15 protein-coding genes and 1 tRNA gene are annotated in these 16,141 nt (G+C 68.9%); 11 read left to right on the forward strand and 5 right to left on the reverse strand.

Annotated elements, in window-relative coordinates; all coding sequences use genetic code 11:
• The first annotated feature begins 21 nt into the window (after window positions 1-21).
• The 7 genes from hisS (at window position 22) to VGC18_RS00655 (ending at window position 6,555) form a co-directional block, all read left to right on the forward strand.
• Complete coding sequence (gene hisS, locus VGC18_RS00625) at window positions 22-1,305, forward strand: histidine--tRNA ligase (protein WP_331093159.1); 1,284 nt, start codon at window positions 22-24, stop codon at window positions 1,303-1,305.
• 71 nt (window positions 1,306-1,376) lie between these two features.
• Window positions 1,377-2,657 carry a phosphopyruvate hydratase gene (gene eno / locus VGC18_RS00630; RefSeq protein ID WP_331093161.1) on the forward strand — a complete coding sequence of 427 codons (1,281 nt, stop codon included), beginning with the start codon at window positions 1,377-1,379 and terminating at the stop codon, window positions 2,655-2,657.
• Between the two features lie 27 nt (window positions 2,658-2,684).
• Entirely contained in the window at window positions 2,685-3,200 is a 516-nt protein-coding gene (locus VGC18_RS00635; protein ID WP_331093163.1) for a septum formation initiator family protein, read from the forward strand.
• Window positions 3,197-3,715 carry a DUF501 domain-containing protein gene (locus tag VGC18_RS00640; protein ID WP_331093165.1) on the forward strand — a complete coding sequence of 173 codons (519 nt, stop codon included), beginning with the start codon at window positions 3,197-3,199 and terminating at the stop codon, window positions 3,713-3,715. The genes VGC18_RS00635 and VGC18_RS00640 overlap by 4 nt, the downstream gene beginning before the upstream one ends.
• Window positions 3,712-4,950: a S8 family peptidase gene (locus VGC18_RS00645; RefSeq protein WP_331093167.1), complete on the forward strand. Its 1,239-nt coding sequence runs from the start codon at window positions 3,712-3,714 to the stop codon at window positions 4,948-4,950. Before VGC18_RS00640 ends, VGC18_RS00645 begins: the two co-directional genes overlap by 4 nt.
• 20 nt (window positions 4,951-4,970) lie before the next feature.
• The gene (locus VGC18_RS00650; RefSeq protein ID WP_331093169.1) at window positions 4,971-6,314 is read left to right on the forward strand and encodes an NAD(P)/FAD-dependent oxidoreductase; all 1,344 of its coding nucleotides are present in this window, start codon (window positions 4,971-4,973) and stop codon (window positions 6,312-6,314) included.
• A 164-nt stretch (window positions 6,315-6,478) separates the two neighbouring features.
• Window positions 6,479-6,555, forward strand: a tRNA-Leu gene (locus VGC18_RS00655).
• A 19-nt stretch (window positions 6,556-6,574) separates the two neighbouring features.
• Here the strand turns inward: VGC18_RS00655 and VGC18_RS00660 are convergent.
• A complete protein-coding gene (locus tag VGC18_RS00660; RefSeq protein WP_331093171.1) occupies window positions 6,575-8,713 on the reverse strand; it encodes a hypothetical protein in 2,139 nt (712 codons plus the stop codon).
• Between the two features lie 169 nt (window positions 8,714-8,882).
• Here VGC18_RS00660 and VGC18_RS00665 point away from each other — a divergent pair, with 169 nt between their 5' ends.
• The gene (locus VGC18_RS00665) at window positions 8,883-8,978 is read left to right on the forward strand and encodes a D-arabinono-1,4-lactone oxidase (protein ID WP_414672842.1); all 96 of its coding nucleotides are present in this window, start codon (window positions 8,883-8,885) and stop codon (window positions 8,976-8,978) included.
• Window positions 8,979-8,998: 20 nt separating this feature from the next.
• On the opposite strand, the gene VGC18_RS00670 is transcribed toward VGC18_RS00665, so the two are convergent.
• Together VGC18_RS00670 and VGC18_RS00675 are read right to left on the reverse strand one after the other, a co-directional pair.
• Window positions 8,999-10,930: an amino acid transporter gene (locus VGC18_RS00670; protein ID WP_331093173.1), complete on the reverse strand. Its 1,932-nt coding sequence runs from the start codon at window positions 10,928-10,930 to the stop codon at window positions 8,999-9,001.
• A gap of 19 nt (window positions 10,931-10,949) precedes the next feature.
• Window positions 10,950-11,480: an adenine phosphoribosyltransferase gene (locus VGC18_RS00675; protein WP_331093176.1), complete on the reverse strand. Its 531-nt coding sequence runs from the start codon at window positions 11,478-11,480 to the stop codon at window positions 10,950-10,952.
• Window positions 11,481-11,766: 286 nt separating this feature from the next.
• Between VGC18_RS00675 and VGC18_RS00680 the strand changes: the two genes are divergently transcribed.
• On the forward strand, window positions 11,767-12,333 hold the full coding sequence (locus tag VGC18_RS00680; RefSeq protein ID WP_331093178.1) for a LemA family protein: 567 nt from the start codon (window positions 11,767-11,769) through the stop codon (window positions 12,331-12,333).
• Window positions 12,334-12,370: 37 nt separating this feature from the next.
• Window positions 12,371-13,267: a M48 family metalloprotease gene (locus tag VGC18_RS00685; protein WP_331093179.1), complete on the forward strand. Its 897-nt coding sequence runs from the start codon at window positions 12,371-12,373 to the stop codon at window positions 13,265-13,267.
• Window positions 13,268-13,411: 144 nt separating this feature from the next.
• Here the strand turns inward: VGC18_RS00685 and VGC18_RS00690 are convergent, their stop codons facing one another.
• Together VGC18_RS00690 and VGC18_RS00695 are read right to left on the reverse strand one after the other, a co-directional pair.
• Window positions 13,412-14,602, reverse strand: a complete 1,191-nt coding sequence (locus VGC18_RS00690) for a winged helix-turn-helix domain-containing protein (protein WP_331093181.1) — start codon at window positions 14,600-14,602, stop codon at window positions 13,412-13,414.
• Window positions 14,603-14,628: 26 nt separating this feature from the next.
• Window positions 14,629-15,345, reverse strand: coding sequence for a phosphonatase-like hydrolase (locus VGC18_RS00695; RefSeq protein ID WP_331093183.1), 717 nt, complete (start codon window positions 15,343-15,345; stop codon window positions 14,629-14,631).
• 140 nt (window positions 15,346-15,485) lie between these two features.
• On the opposite strand from VGC18_RS00695, the gene VGC18_RS00700 reads away from it, so the two are divergent.
• A partial coding sequence (locus tag VGC18_RS00700) for an FAD-dependent oxidoreductase (protein ID WP_331093185.1) occupies window positions 15,486-16,141 on the forward strand: 656 nt, incomplete at its 3' end.

Raw genomic sequence — 16,141 nt, forward strand, 5'->3', positions numbered from 1 at the left:
CGCCCATGGAACAATCGACACATGGTTAGCTCGGTACACCCTCCTCGCGGCATGCGCGATTTCCTCCCCGGGGACAAGGCCAGGCGGGAGCACGTGCTCTCGGTCATCCGCTCCGTCTTCTCCGCGCACGGCTTCGACGAGATCGAGACGCCGGTCATGGAGGACTCCTCCCGGCTGCATGCCGGACTCGGCGGTGACAACGAGAAGCTGGCCTTCGCCGTGCTCAGGCGCGGGCTCACCAGCGAAGACCTCGGCCGCGCGACCGACCCGCTCGACCTGGCCGACCTCGGCCTGCGCTTCGACCTGACCGTCCCCCTCGCCCGGTTCTACGCCACGCATCGAGCGGAGCTGCCGACCGTCTTCCGCTCCATCCAGATCGCGCCGGTCTGGCGGGCGGAGCGTCCGCAGAAGGGCCGCTACCGCCAGTTCGTGCAGTGCGACATCGACATCATCGGCGAGGAGGGCCCGCTCGCCGAGATCGAGCTCATGACGGCGACCGCGGCGGCGGTGACGGCGCTCGGGCTCACAGGCTGGAGCATCCGGGTCAACGATCGCCGGCTGCTCATCGGGCTGCTCGACGTGTTCGGCTTCGCCGTCGCCGACCGGGAGACCGTCCTCGTCACCATCGACAAGCTGGACAAGATCGGCCCGGACGGCGTGGTCGCCGAGCTGCGCGAACGCGGTTTCGCCGAGGCGCCGGTGGGCGCCCTCGAGACCTTCCTCGGGCGGCAGCAGCCCGTCGAGGCCCTTCCCTTCGGCGAGGCGGCCATCGCGGCGGCGCTGCCGGACGGCGTCGACCCCGCGGTCGTCGCGGACCTGGCGGCCATCGGCCTCGCCGTCGACGCCGGACAGGGCGCGCCGGTCGTTCAGTTCGATCCGTTCCTCGTACGCGGCATGGGCTACTACACGGGGACCATCTTCGAGATCGCCCACCCCTCCTCGTCGAGCTCCCTCGGTGGCGGTGGCCGCTACGACGGCATGATCGGGCGTTTCCTCGGCGCGGACGTGCCCGCGGCCGGTTTCTCGATCGGCTTCGAGCGCATCGTCGACCTCGTCGATCTGCCACCGGACCGCGCGGCGGATGCCGTCGCGCTCCTCTACGGAGCCGATACCGAACCGGCGACCCTCCTGCGGCTCAAGACCGAGCTGATCGCGCTCGGCAGGAGGGTGCGGCTTGAGCGCACGCCGCGCAATCTCAAACCGCTTCTCGAACAGCTCTCCGCGGCCGGTTTCACGGAGCTGGCCAGCGTTTCTGCCGCGACCGCTACCGTCGATGATCTGCGCTTCCGCCCCATCGGGACCTAAGTCCCCGGGAGCTCGAGCCGCGCGCGAGTAGGATGACCACGCATTGTTGATAAGGCTTAAGGAGACCAGTCGTGGCTTTGATCGAAGCTGTAGGCGCCCGCGAAATTCTTGATTCCCGGGGCAACCCGACCGTGGAGGTCGAGGTCCTGCTCGACGATGGCATCGTCGCCCGCGCGGCCGTTCCCTCTGGCGCGTCGACCGGTGCCTTCGAGGCATACGAGCTCCGCGACGGTGACAAGAAGCGCTATGGCGGAAAGGGTGTCCAGAAGGCCGTCGCCGCCGTCGTCGACGTCCTCGGCCCGGCCCTCGAGGGCTTCGAGGCCACCGACCAGCGTCTCGTCGACGCGGCCATGATCCAGCTCGACGGCACCGACAACAAGAAGAAGCTCGGCGCCAACGCCATCCTCGGCGTCTCGCTCGCCGTGGCCAAGGCCGCAGCCGACTCCGTCGACCTGCCGCTCTTCCGCTACCTCGGCGGCCCGAACGCCCACACGCTTCCCGTGCCGATGCTCAACGTCATCAACGGTGGCGCCCACGCGGACACGAGCGTCGACATCCAGGAGTTCATGATCCTGCCCGTCGGCGCAGAGAGCTTCAGCGAGGGACTCCGCTGGGGCGTCGAGACCTACCACGCGCTCAAGGCGCTCCTGCACAGCAAGGGCCTGAGCACCGGGCTCGGCGACGAGGGCGGCTTCGCCCCCGATCTGTCCGGCGGCCGTGCCGCGCTCGACCTCCTCGTCGAGGCCATCACCTCCGCCGGGTTCACCCCCGGCAAGGAGATCGCCCTCGGCCTCGACGTCGCGTCCTCCGAGTTCTTCGACAAGGGTGTGTACTCCTTCGAGAAGCAGCAGCTCAACGCCGAACAGCTCACCGCGTACTTCGTCGGCATCGTGGCGGACTACCCGCTGGTCACCATCGAGGACCCGCTGGCCGAAGACGACTGGGAGGGCTACCAGCACCTCACCGAGCAGCTTGGTGAGAAGATCCAGATCGTCGGCGACGACCTGTTCGTCACCAACCCGAAGCGCCTGCAGCAGGGCATCGACCAGCACGTCGCCAACTCGATCCTGGTCAAGGTCAACCAGATCGGCACCCTGACCGAGACCCTCGACGCGGTGTCCCTGGCCCAGCGTCACGGCTACACCACGATCCTCTCCCACCGCTCGGGTGAGACTGAGGACACCACCATCGCCGACCTCGCGGTCGCGACGGATGCCGGACAGATCAAGACGGGCGCCCCCGCCCGCAGCGACCGGGTTGCCAAGTACAACCAGCTGCTGCGCATCGAGGAGGAGCTCGGCGAGGCCGCGGTCTACGCCGGCCGCGGCGCATTCCCCCGCTTCAAGGGTTAATCCGGACAGTCCGTTTAGGCTCGTCGTATGACGAGGCAGCCGAGGGACGGACGGACGAAGACCACCCGTGTCCCGGTGCGGCTCCCCGAGGAGACCGCATCGGGACAGTGGCTTCGCAGCATCCGTCTCTCAGGATTCGCCATCACCGCGCTCGTGCTCATCGTGCTGTTCGTGGTGGTGCTCGCCCCCTCGCTGCGGGTCCTCGTCGAGCAGCAGCAGCAGATCTCGGCCCTTCACGAGTCGGTGAAGGATGCCAAGAAATCGGTGAGCGAGCTCAAGGCGCAGAAGGCCAGATGGGACGACCCCGGCTACGTCGAGGCCCTCGCCCGCGAGCGGCTCGACTACGTCTTCCCCGGCGACTACAGCTACCTCGTGATCGACGACGGCTCCACCACCGCGACGACGAACGGCCAGCCGATCAGCGACAAGATCCAGACGACCAGGGTCGACTGGGTGAGCTCGCTGCTGTCCTCCGTCTTCACGGCCGGGCTCACCGACCAGCAGCCGGACCAGATCGTCGCGCCGGTGATCAAGCAGAAATGACCAGGCCGCCCTTCGACCCGCCGAGCGAGGCGGACATCGCCGCGGTGTCGCGGCAGCTCGGCCGACCCGCCCGCGATGTCATCGGCATCGCCGCCCGCTGTGTCTGCGGTGCGCCGACGGTCGTCGCGACGAGCCCCCGGCTGGCGGACGGCACCCCGTTCCCCACCCTCTACTATCTGAGCCATCCCGCGGCGACCGCCGCGATCTCCACCCTCGAGGCGACCGGGGTGATGCCGGAGCTCGCGGCACTCCTCGACGACGAGACGGTGGCGAGCGCCTATCGCGCGGCGCACGAGTCCTATCTGGCCGATCGCGAGGGCATCGGCCGGGTCCAGGAGATCGAGGGGATCTCGGCGGGTGGGATGCCGAATCGGGTCAAGTGCCTGCACGCCCTCGCCGCCCACTCCCTCGCCGCCGGACCCGGGGTGAACCCGATCGGCGATCGGGCGCTCGCGCGGGCGGCCTGGTCGCCGGAGGTGTGCGAGTGCCCGCCGTCCGAGGGCGACGGCGAGTGAGACCGCGGCGATGGCTGGCGGCGGTCGCGGCGTTCGGCGTCGCGGCATCCGTCTTCGTCGCCCTGCCGGCCTCCGCGGACAACATCCGCGATCGCGAGTACTGGCTCGCCGACTACGGGTTCACCCAGGCGTGGGCCACCACCAAGGGAGCCGGGGTGACGATCGCGGTGATCGACACCGGGGTCGACGGAACGCATCCCGATCTCACCGGGACGGTCGTCGGCGGAACGGACGTCTCCGGCGTCGGCGCGGCGAACGGCCAGAAGCCGATCGGAGACGACAGCCAGCACGGCACCATGGTCGCCTCGATGCTCGCCGGGCACGGCCATGGGGCCGGCGACGGCGTGATCGGCGTCGCGCCCGCGGCGAAGCTCCTGTCCGTCTCGGTCGGTTTCGGCGTCGGCACCACCGATTCGGATGACCAGATCGCCACGGCGGTGCGCTGGTCGGTGGACCACGGTGCCGACATCATCAACATGTCCCTCACCCGCAACACCCTGGACTGGCCGGTCAGCTGGGACGACGCCTTCCTCTACGCCATGCAGCACGGGGTGATCGTCGTGGCGGCCGCGGGCAACCGGGGCAGCGGGACGACGGAGGTCGGCGCCCCGGCGACCATGCCGGGGGTGGTCGTCGTCGCCGGAGTGGATCGCAACGGCAAGGCCAGCTTCGACGCCTCCTCTCAGGGCATCACGCTGACGGTGTCCGCCCCGAGCGAGGATCTCGTCGGGGCCGGCCCTGGCGGCGGCTACTACCAGTGGGCGGGCACGAGCGGCGCGGCCCCGCTCGTCTCCGGTGCGCTCGCCCTCATCAAGTCCTCGCATCCGTCGCTCTCGGCGGGCAATCTCATCAACCGGCTGACCGCCACGGCGAAACCGGCTGGCAACGCCATCGTCTACGGCAGCGGGCTCATGGATGCGGCGGCGGCCGTGACCGCCACCGTCCCGTCGGTCAAGACCGACCCGGCCGACGAGCTGAAGGAGTGGATCCGCCTCAACCGGCGCGCGGCATCCAGCGCCACCCCGACCCCCGTCTCGACGAGCACGGCGACCCCGAAGCCGGCACCAGTCAAGACCTCCGAGGCGCGCAGCCCGCTCGGACGGGTGCTGCCGACGGTCGGGTCGTTGAGGAATACTGGTCTGCCGCTGCTGGTGTACGCGGTCTTCGCCGCGCTCCTCGTCGTGGTGGTCAGGGGCGCCGTGCGGGCGTTCCGGAGGGTCCGGCGCAGGCGGTAGCACGTAGTAGATTGTCCTTCGTGCCTAAAATCCTCATTGTCGGCGGCGGATACGCCGGTTTCTATACTGCCCTCAAACTCGAGGGTTTGCTGCGTCATGGCGAAGCGGACGTCACCATGGTGGACCCGCTTCCCTACATGACCTACCAGCCATTCCTCCCCGAGGTCGCGGCCGGGTCGATCGAACCGCGCCACGCGGTCGTGTCGCACCGTCGCCACCTCACCAAGACGAACGTCGTCACCGCGAAGGTCACCGCGATCGACCACGCCACCAAGACGGCGACGATCACCCCTCCCGTCGGTGAGCCGTGGGAGATCGACTACGACATCGTCGTGGTGACCGCCGGCTCGGTGTCGCGCACGTTCCCCATCCCCGGGGTCGCCGACGAGGCCATCGGCCTCAAGAACATCGAAGAGGCGATCGCGGTGCGCGACCGCGTGCTGGTGAACTTCGACAAGGCATCCAACCTTCCCGCCGGCCCCGAGCGCGACCGGCTGCTCACCTTCACCGTCGTCGGTGGCGGGTTCGCCGGCATCGAGATCTTCGGCGAGCTGCGCAGCCTGGCCACCGACCTCCTCAAGTACTACCCGACCATCACCTTCGAGGACACCCACTTCCACCTCATCGAGGCGATGGGTCGCATCATGCCGGAGGTCTCCCTCAAGACCAGCCACTGGGTGCTCAAGAACCTCGCCCAGCGTGGCGCGGAGGTGCACCTGGAGACCCAGCTGACCTCTGCCGTCGGCGGTGTCATCGAGCTCTCCACCGGGGAGTCCTTCGAGACCGACCTCATCGTCTGGACCGCGGGCGTCATGGCCAACCCCGTCCTGCGGAACACGGATCTGCCGATCGAGGAGCGCGGGCGCCTGCGCGTCGGCGCCGACCTGCGCGTCATCAACGACGACGGTGTGGTGCTGGATGCCTGGGGTGCGGGCGATGTGAGCGCCGTCCCCGATCTCACCGGGGCCGGCGTTGGCGGATTCTGCGTGCCGAACGCCCAGCACGCCGTCCGTCAGGGCAAGCTCCTCGCGAAGAACCTCGCCGCGTACCTGCGGGGGGAACTGCCCAAGGAGTACTTCCACAAGAACATGGGGGCCGTCGCCGGTCTCGGACTCGGTGAGGGCGTCTTCCAGTCGGGGAAGTTCGCCGTTAAGGGCCCGCTCGCCTGGCTCATGCACCGCGGATATCACGGTCTCGCCGTGCCGATGTGGGAGCGCAAGATTCGGGTGTTCAGCGTCTGGATCCTCAACTTCATCCTGCGTCGCGACATCGTCTCGCTGGAGGCCAGGGTGTCCCCTCGGGTCGCCTTCGAGACCTTCGCATCGCGTCCGAAGCCCCCCGTGCCGGAAAAGGTCGCACCCTAACTCCTCCCCGTGCCCGGGGTTCCGCCGGGTCAGGCCGCGCAGCTCGTCAGTGGTACGGCAACCGCGCGGTGTTTCGTCGACGGCGTGCGGGTATTCAACACCCGCGCCATCGACGACACACCGCGCCGTCGCTGTTGGCGGCACCTCAGTAGGCTGGGGCACGCGCCCCCGTAGCCCAATCGGCAGAGGCAGACGACTTAAAATCGTCCCAGTGTGGGTTCGAACCCCACCGGGGGTACCAGTGTCTCGCGGCGCGAAGCTCAGCCGCGTTCGGGCACCGGCTCGACGAAACGCATCCAGGCCCAGACGGCGAGGCTCAGCGCGGCGAAGGCCGTCGCGACGGCGAGCGAGCCGATCACGGGGAAGTTCGCTCCGGCACCGCCGAGGATGATGGCCGAGACGATGACACTGACGATCGCCGTGGTGACGAGCCAGATCGGCAACGACCACTCCAGCAACACCCGCCCGGGCAGCGTCGCCACCGGCAGCACCAGCACGATGGCCGAGCCGAGCCCGGCGAGCGCGACCGTCGCGAGCATCTCCGAGAGGGCGGATGCCCAGAACCCGTCGACCGGTCCGAGCCAGCCGTGGAACAGCCAGGCGGCGACGGCCAGGAGCATCACCGCGCCGATCTCGGTGAGGTTGACGAGGGCCCTGCGCCGAACGGGCACTCGCCCGGTGAACCCGATTCCGATCAGCACGCCCACGACGACGGGCGGCTGGAGTCCCGTCCATCGCGAGAGCGGTGCGGCCAGCGCGGCGGCGACGAGCAGCATCGGCAGGAACCGCAGCCGTCCGGAGATGCCCTGCGAGAGCGCTCCGAGGCGGGTGGCAGCGGCAACACCGACGACGTTGAGCACCGACAGCCCGATCCCGACGGCGACAACGAGCCGCAGGTAACGCACCTCGTTGTTCAGCCCGGCAGACATCACGATGAAGAGGACCGCGATCGCGAGCGGGATCGCCCCGGCGAGCCAGGGGTTGACCGGCTTCGGCTGGACCGCGGCGGTCAGCTCGTCATCGGGCCCGCGATTGCGCCCCAGCAGGCGCATGGAGGGCCGGCGGATGCGCCCACGCAGGGTCATCAGCAGCAGCCTCAGCGGCAGCGCGACGAGCAGGATGAATCCGACGGCGAGCACGGGCGCCATCAGCCAGTTGCCCCGCACGATCGTCTCGGCCAGCGTCGGCAGACTCGCGCCGAAGCCGGTCGGGGTGCCCCAGGTGCTCGAGGGGCCAGGAGCCGCCGGTGCCGGGGTGTGGCTCGGTCCCGGGGTCGGCGTGGGCCCAGGGGTCTGCGACGGGGTCGGAGTCCCGGGCGGCGGCACCGCGGGAGGCACGGCGGGAGAAGGCCCGGGGCTGCTGCCGACGGCGTCGAAGTAGACCGTGATCGCGCGCGACGGTGCGCTGTAGTTGCCCGCTCCGTCACGCTGGATCGCGCGGACGGCATGTGTCCCCGGCGTGATCCCCCCTGCCCCGCAGCTCCAGGATCCGCCGGAGACCTGGGCCGTGCACACGGGGGTGTTGCCGACATAGACGTCGACCACCGCACCGGTTTCCCCGGTTCCGCCGGAGACGATGCGGGTGCCGGTGATGTGGCTGCCCGCCCGCGGCGACCGGATCACCGGGCTGGCCGGCGCATCCTTGTCGACGACGATGGACAGCCCGCCGGTGGGGTCGGATGTCTCGCTGTCGCTCCAGGACTGCTGCGCTTGCACGACGTGCTGGCCGGAGCCCGCGGTGACGGCGCAGGACCAGTAGCCGCTCGCCGCCACGGTCGAGGTGCAGCCGCCGGAGAGGCTGCCGTCCACCACGGTGGTGACGTTGGTCCCGGCGAAGCCCCTGCCGGAGAGCAGTCCGCTGGTGAGATATCCCGGGCCACCGTCGATGGTCGGTGCGCCGAGCACGTCGATCGGATGCTTCGCCTCGGTCACCGTGCCGTTCAGCGTCTGATCCGCGGTGATGACGATGCCCTTGCCGTTGGGCAGGCCGAAGCTGCAGGCCCAGGTCACTGCGAGGTTGTCACCGTGATCGTCGATGGAGCAGACCGGCGCATTACCCGTCGTGAGCGAGAGCACGGAGATCGTGCTCCCGGCATCCTTGGTGCCGTGGATGGTGATGGCGTTTCTGGGGGAAAAATCTTGTCGTCCGTCGAAGCTGAAGGTCGGCCCGGTCGGATCCGCCGCCGGTGGGCTGGCTTCCTGCCCGGACGACGGATCGCTGTCGGGTTGGGCGAGGGCGGATGGCCCCGTGCCAGAGGACGGCGATTGGGCGAACGCCGTCCCGGGTGAGGAGAGCAGCAGGAGCCCGACGATGCCGGTGACGGCAGCGACTCGACCCAGTGCGCTCGTTCGGCGATTGCGGAACGGGCGTCGGAGGACATGAGCGAGAAAGGGCTGCACCGTAGCTCCATTCAGCTATGGATTCCTCACACTGTCAATTCCGTTTCCAACTCGTCCACTTCCGTATCCAACTCGTTACAAATCCCGGCCGGAGATTGACGGAACGTCACGAGAGCGGTGATCGTTTCAGCCAAACGACTGAGACGCACGACCCAGTCGATGAGCGGAGCTGTACCCGCGCCACGGCGACTTCGTCGAGGTGCGCGACCGACTCGACCCGGAGCGGGTGTTCACCAATCCGTACCTGGACAGGGTCCTCGGCTGACGGTCGCGGCGAACCGCGGCTCAGCTCACGTGCACGGTCGGGCGACGCTTGACGTTCTTCTCCGACTCCCTGAGCACCTCACGGGTGACCGGGGCGACCTCCCCGCCGCCCGTGACGAGGAACTTGAACATGTTGGAGATCGGATTGCCCTCCGTCCACTCGAAGTAGATGCTCGGGACGGTTCCGGTGATGTCCCGGATCTCGAGCAGCACGGCCGCGAGGGTGTTCGGGACGTTTCCGCTGCGCACCTCGAGCACCCGGTAGCCGTGCTTCACCACGCCGCGCACGAGCAGGTCCTCCTCGAAGTCGGAGGAATCGGCCGGGTGCACCTCGAGGAAGATCGTGCGGGCCGGATAGGGGATGTTGCTGAATCGCCGTTCGTCGTAGTTCTTCTCGCGGTATTCCCGCTCGCTGCCGTCGTCCGGCTCGTTGGCGATGATGCGGATGTCCCCATACTCCGCATCGTCCATGACGAAGGAGACGGCCGCCTCGTCGAGCTCCACCGAGGTCGCCCGCAACTGGAAGGAGCGGTGCACCCTCGAGATGATGGAGATCACGAGGATGCCGACGACGAAGAGCGCGGCGATGCGCAGGCCCTCCGGACGCTCGATCACGTTGACGACCGTCGTATAGAGGAAGACGAGGCTGACGAGCGCGAAGCCGACCGTGCGTTTGCGTTGTCGATGCCGGCGGGCGGAGAGCGTGACGGCGACGGCGGCCGAGGTGATGAGCACGAGGACGCCGGTCGCGTACGCGCCGCCCTGCGCATCCACGTTCGCCTGGAAGAACAGGGTGATGAGGAAGGCGATGGCGATGAAGACGAGCACGAGGGGCCGCACCGCGCGCACCCAGTTCGGCGCCATGCCGTAGCGGGGCAGGTAGCGGGGCACCAGGTTGAGCAGGCCGGCCATCGCCGACGCCCCGGCGAACCACAGGATGCAGATGGTGCTGATGTCGTAGACGGTTCCGAAACCCGATCCGAGGTATTGGTGAGCGAGGTAGGCGAGGGCGCGGCCGTTGGCGGGGCCGCCGGGCTGGAAGGCCTTCTGCGGGATGAGGAAGGTGGTGACGAGGCTCGAGCTGATGAGGAAGGCGCTCATGATCACCGCGGCGGTGGTCAGCAGCCGCCCGGCTCCGCGGATGCGGCCGACCGGGTTGCTCGGGGTGTCGCTCGGGTCGCCGGTGATCTGCGGCATGACCGCGACGCCGGTCTCGAAACCGGACAGGCCGAGGGCGAGGCGGGGGAAGACCACGAGGGCGATCCCCACCATGACCAGCGGATTGCCGTGCTGAGTGTTGAGCGCGGTCCACCAGTCGCCGATCACCACGGGATCGGCGGCGACGTGGGCGATGGAGACGGCGATGACAACGACGTTGAGCGTGAGGTAGACGGCGACGAGCACGACCGCGATGCCGATCGCCTCCTTGAAGCCGCGGAGGAAGACGGCGCCCAGCAGCGCGACGAGGAACAGGGTGAGCAGCACCTGGTTGCCGTGGAACCACGAGGGGGCGAAGGGGTTCTCGATGGCGTGTGCCGCGGCGTCGGCGGCGGACAGCGTGATGGTGATCATGAAGTCGGTCGCGGCGAAACCGAGCAGCACCAGCACGAACAGCTTGCCGGACCACCAGGGCAGCAGCTTCTCGAGCATCGCGATCGAACCGGAGCCCTTGAAGCTCTCCCTGGCGACCCTGCGATAGACGGGCAGGGCGCCGAGCAGGGTCAGCAGGACGAGGACGACGGTCGCCAGCGGGGAGAGCAGGCCGGCGGCGAGGGCGGCGATGGCCGGTTGGTACCCCAGGGTCGAGAAGTAGTCGACGCCGGAGAGGCACATGACGCGCCACCAGGAATGGGTCCGCGCCGTCACCTCGGCGTGCGGTCCCTGATGCCGGGTGGAATGGTAGACGAGTCCGTCGAGGAGCCAGGTGCGAAAGCGTTCCGATAGCGCGTTCATCGTCAGTCCATTCCCCGCGCTAGAGGACCAGCAATGAGTGCACGTCGCGGCCAGGCAGCCGGGAGAGGCCGCCGAGCGCGGAGATCTCGAGCGCGACGCTGATGCCAGCGACGGACCAGCCGGCCTCCTCGATCAGCGAGCAGCTCGCGGCGAGCGTCCCCCCGGTCGCCAGCACGTCGTCGAGGAGCAGGACTCGCGAACCGGGCGGCAGCTCGTCGGGATGAAGCTGGAGGGTCGTGCTGCCGTATTCGAGGTCGTAGTCCTCCGAGAGCACCCGGCGCGGGAGCTTGCCCGGTTTTCTGATCATCACCACACCGAGGTCGGTCGCGTATGCGGCCGCGGCGGCGAGCACGAATCCCCGTGCCTCGACGCCGGCGACGGCGTCGAAGTGTCCGGCGTACGGCTCCACGAGGGCGTCGATCACCAGCCGCAGGGCCGGCCCGTTCGCGAAGACCGGGGTCAGGTCACGAAAGCTGACTCCGGGTTGGGGGAAGTCGGCGACCACCTGACTCAGTCGCTCGATTGCTTCCGTCGCGGCAACCTGCGGCATCCGTCTTTCCTCCTGTGTGCGATCCGCGATCCGGGATGCGCCTGACAATTCTCGCATCAGGCGTCAGGCTCCGATCACCGCTCGGATTCGGAGGCTCAGGCGGTGAGTCCTGGCAGGGAGCGAACCTCGACCCGCGGTCTGCTTTGGCTTGGAGCTTGCTCCGAACGGGATGAGAGCACCAGGCTCCTTCGTTATAGTTATCACGACGTGCGTGAGGCGTGTAAAAGCACGTCTCGCACCGGGTATCCGAAGCACGGTGGCGTAGGGCACCTCCCGAGGGAAAAGCATGGAACTTCTTATCGTCGTCGGCATCATCGTCCTGCTGGTCGTGATCATCGGCATCTACCTGTGGTCGACCTACAACGGCCTGGTGCGTCTGAACGTTCGTGTCGACGAGGCGTGGAGCGACATCACCGTTCAGCTCAAGCGCCGTGCCGATCTGCTGCCCAACCTCATCGAGTCGGTCAAGGGGTATGCCGCGCACGAGAAGGGCGTCTTCGAGGCCGTCACCAAGGCGCGTGCCGAATCGCTCAGCGCCACCACCCCCGCCGATGCCGCCGTGGCCGAGGGTCACGTGCAGGGTGCGCTCAAGAGCCTGTTCGCCGTCGCCGAGGCCTATCCCCAGCTCCAGGCCAGCCAGAACTTCCTGCAGCTGCAGGGTGAGCTGGTCGATACGGAGGACAAGATCCAGGCCTCCCGCCGCTTCTACAACGGCGGCGTCCGCGAGTTGAACACCAAGATCAAGACCTTCCCCAACACGCTCTTCGTTCGCGGGCTCGGTTTCTCGGAGCGTCAGTTCTTCGAGGTGGCGGACTCCGCCGCCATCGCGGAACCGCCGCGCGTGCAGTTCTGACCGCTCGCGACCGACGACCGGCTGAACCGACGCATCCATGTATCGCGCCATAGCGAAGAACAAACGCAACACCGTCTTCATCATCCTGCTCTTCCTCGTCATCATCGGCGGTCTCGGCTGGCTCGCCGGATACGTCTACAACAGCTGGAGCATCTCGATCACCGTCCTCGTGATCGCCACCGCCTACGCGCTCATCCAGTACTTCGCCGCGTCGAGGCTGGCGATCTCGATCTCCGGAGGGCAGGAGATCCAGAAGGCCGATAACCCCAGGCTCTATCGCATCGTGGAGAACCTGGCCATCACCGACGGCCTGCCGATGCCCAAGGTCTACATCGTCAACGATCCGGCCCCCAACGCCTTCGCGACCGGACGCGACCCGCAGCACGCCTATGTCGCGGCGACCAGCGGCCTGCTGGACATCATGGACGACTCCGAGCTCGAGGGGGTCATGGCCCACGAGATGGGGCATGTGCAGAACTACGACACCCGCGTGTCGATGATCGTCTTCGGCCTCGTCGTGGCCATCGGCTTCATCGCCGACCTGTTCCTGCGCTTCGCCTTCTTCGGCGGGGGGCGCAGCAACGACCGCAACAACAACGGCGGCGGCAACAACCCGATCGTGCTCGTGTTCGGCCTGGCCGCCATGATCATCGCGCCGCTCGTGGCCGCGGGGGTGCAGGCGGCGATCTCCCGCCAGCGGGAATACCTCGCGGACGCGACCAGCGCGATGACAACGAGGAACCCGGATGCGCTCGCCAGCGCCCTGGAGAAGCTCGCGGCGTACGGGCGTCCGATGCGGCGGCAGAACAGCTCCATGTCGCACCTGTGGATCTCCGACCCCAACAAGCCAGGGGTCATGAGCCGCCTGTTCAGCACTCATCCGCCCATTCCCGACCGCGTGGCCCGGCTGCACAAGATCGGCGGCGAGTTCTAGCCGCAGGCCCCCTGCCCCCTGCCCGCCCCGTCCTCTTCCATCGTCGCGGTGTTTCGTCGTCGCCGCGCAGGGTCTGCACGCGCGCGCCGACGACGAAACACCGCGACGATGAGGTTTGGGGGGTGCAGGGCGGGGCGGCGGGTGCTACGGCAGCTCGGCGGTGAGGGCGGCCGCGAGGTCACCGCGGTCGACGACCTCGATCCCGTCGAGGCCCTGCCACAGGGCGGTCTCGCGGAGCAGGGCGGCGAGACGCACCGCCGTCTCCGGTGGCGCATCCGTCTCCGTCCAGGCCGACTGCACTCGGAGCACCCCCGCCTGGCGGTCGCTCTTGAGGTCGACGCGTCCCACCAGCCGGTCGTCGATGAGCAGCGGCAGCGTGTAGTAGCCGTAGATCCGCTTGTGCGCGGGCGTGTAGATCTCGATGCGGTAGCGGAAGCCGAACATCCGCTCGGCTCGGGCGCGCTCCCAGACGATGGGGTCGAAGGGGGAGAGCAGCGCGGTCGTCTCGATGCGGCGAGGGATGCGTGCGTCCCGGTGCAGCCAGGCCGGCCGGTTCCAGCCGGCGACGCTCACCGGCAGCAGCTCGCCGCTGTCGACCAGGTCGTGTACCGCCCGTTCGGCCGGGGCCCGCTTGATGCGGAAGTAGTCGGCGAGGTCGCCGAGCGTCCCGATGCCGTGGGCCCTGGCCGAGAAACTCATCAGCTGCCGGACCGCGTCGTCCCTGGACACCTCGGCCTCGAGCAGACGCTGCGGCAGGACGGTGGCGGGCAGCGCGTAAGTCCGCTCGAACCGGCGTCGTCCCGCGGTCACCACGTCGCCGAACCGGAACAGGTACTCCAGCCCCGACTTGACGTCGGACCAGCCCCACCACGGCCCGCTGCGCTTGTTCGACTCGTGCTCGATCTGGCTCGCGGCGAGTGGCCCCTTCTCGGCCAGTTCCGCCTTCAGCCAGTCCAGCATCGGGGCGTTGGCGCGCACCCAGCCGTCCGCCTCCGGACCATAGCGCCTGCGGTAGTCCTCCATGCGCCACCGGAACAGCGGCCATGACTCGATCGGGATGATGGCCGCCTCGTGCGCCCAGTACTCGATGTAGCGGCCCTTCCTCGCGAAGGCGAGCCGGTCGAGCGCGGCGCGGTCGTAGGCGCCGAGACGGGCGAAGAGCGGGAGGTAGTGACTGCGCTCGAAGACGTTGACGGAGTCGATCTGCAACAGCCCGAGCCGCTCGATCGTGGTGTTCAACTGCCGGATGCCCGTGCTCGCCGGGCGGGGACGCGCGAAGCCCTGCGCCGCGAGCGCGATGCGCCTCGCCTGGGCCGCTGAAACCGTGTCAACCATCACGATGACACTAGCGGCCGCCTCCGTCACCGCGGCGATCCGGCCTCCGGAAGTCGCAGCACGTCGACGACGCTGTCGAGGATGGCCAGGTGCGGATGCCTCTCGAGCTCCTCCCGGCCCAGCTGGCCGGTCAGCACCCCGACACCGAGGACGCCGGCGTTGTGCGCCGCCAGGAGGTCGACGACGGTGTCGCCCGCCGCAAGGACCGCCCGCACATCCGTGATACCGGTCTTCTCCATGGCGTGATGGATGAGGTACGGCGCGGGGCGCCCGGCGGCGACCTCGGAGCTGGTGACGACGGCGTCCAGGAGGTGTCCGTCCCCCTGGCCGACCGTCCAGCCGAGCGACTCGAGCAGGGGCGCGGCGACGTCGTTGGAGAACCCGGTGGTGAGCGAGATGGCGATCCCCCGGGAACGGAGCTCGCCGATGGCCCGCTCGACTCCGGGAATGGCGACGGGAGGGTCCCCCAGATAGGCGGCGGCCAGGATGTCCCGGAATCGGCCGAAGGCGCGGCCGACGGCCTCCGGCTCCGGCGTGACCCCGCCGAGCCGCATGAGGGCCGCGATCGCATCCGACTTCTCCGCGCCCATCCAGCGCTGAAGGTCCGTCTCGGCGACCGTCGCCCCGGTCTCCTCGACGCTCTCGGCGAGGGCGGCGTAGACGAGTCCGTGATCGTCGATCGTCGTTCCCGCCATGTCGAATGCGACGAGCTGGATCACGATGTCCCTCTTCCCGACCGCCATGCCGGTCCAGGCCGTCGGAGTCCAACCAAGCAGCCTTCGGTGAACCGCACGTGAATGGCGGACGACAACCCGGCGACGCCGCCCGTTCGTCGGGGGAGGCGGCTTGACTGTCCCTCTCCGTCCGGGCAGTGTCGGATGCCGTGACCCCACGATCCGTTCCCCTTCCGCCACCGGAGAGCGTCCCGGGCGCACTCCTCGCCGAGAGCGACGTCCTCATCGTCGGTGCCGGCATCATCGGCCTCGCCCATGCCGCCGAGGCGGTGGCACTCGGCCTCACGGTGACGGTCATCGACCGCGACAGCAGGGCGGTCGGCGCGTCCGTCCGCAACTTCGGCCACTGCTGCATCACCGCCCAGTCCGGGGAGCTGCTCGAGCTCGCTCAGACGGCGCGTGAGCGCTGGCTGCACCACAGCGCGGCAGCCGGATTCTTCTCGGTGCGATCGGGGGCGCTCGCGGTCGCCAGGAATCCGGAGGAGCTCGCTGTGCTCGACGAGCTCTCCGCGGGCCGGGAGGCCGGCCAGGTGCGGCTGATCGGCGCGGACGACGTCCGCGACCGGCTATCGTCCGGCGATCCGGCCGTGGTCGGGGGAGCGGTGCTCCGCGACGACCTGCGAGTCGACCCGCGGGAGGCCGTCGGCTCGCTCGCCGCCTGGCTCGCCGAGCGGGGGGTGCGGTTCCTCTGGCGCACCTCCTATCTCGGGCAGGACGGCGGAACGGCGACCACCTCCCGGGGCAGCGTCCGGACCTCGCACACCATCGTCTGTGTCGGCCACGACCTCGATTACCTCTATCCGGA

Origin of the sequence: Lacisediminihabitans sp. (assembly GCF_036404185.1) — a bacterium.
GTDB lineage: Bacteria > Actinomycetota > Actinomycetes > Actinomycetales > Microbacteriaceae > Lacisediminihabitans.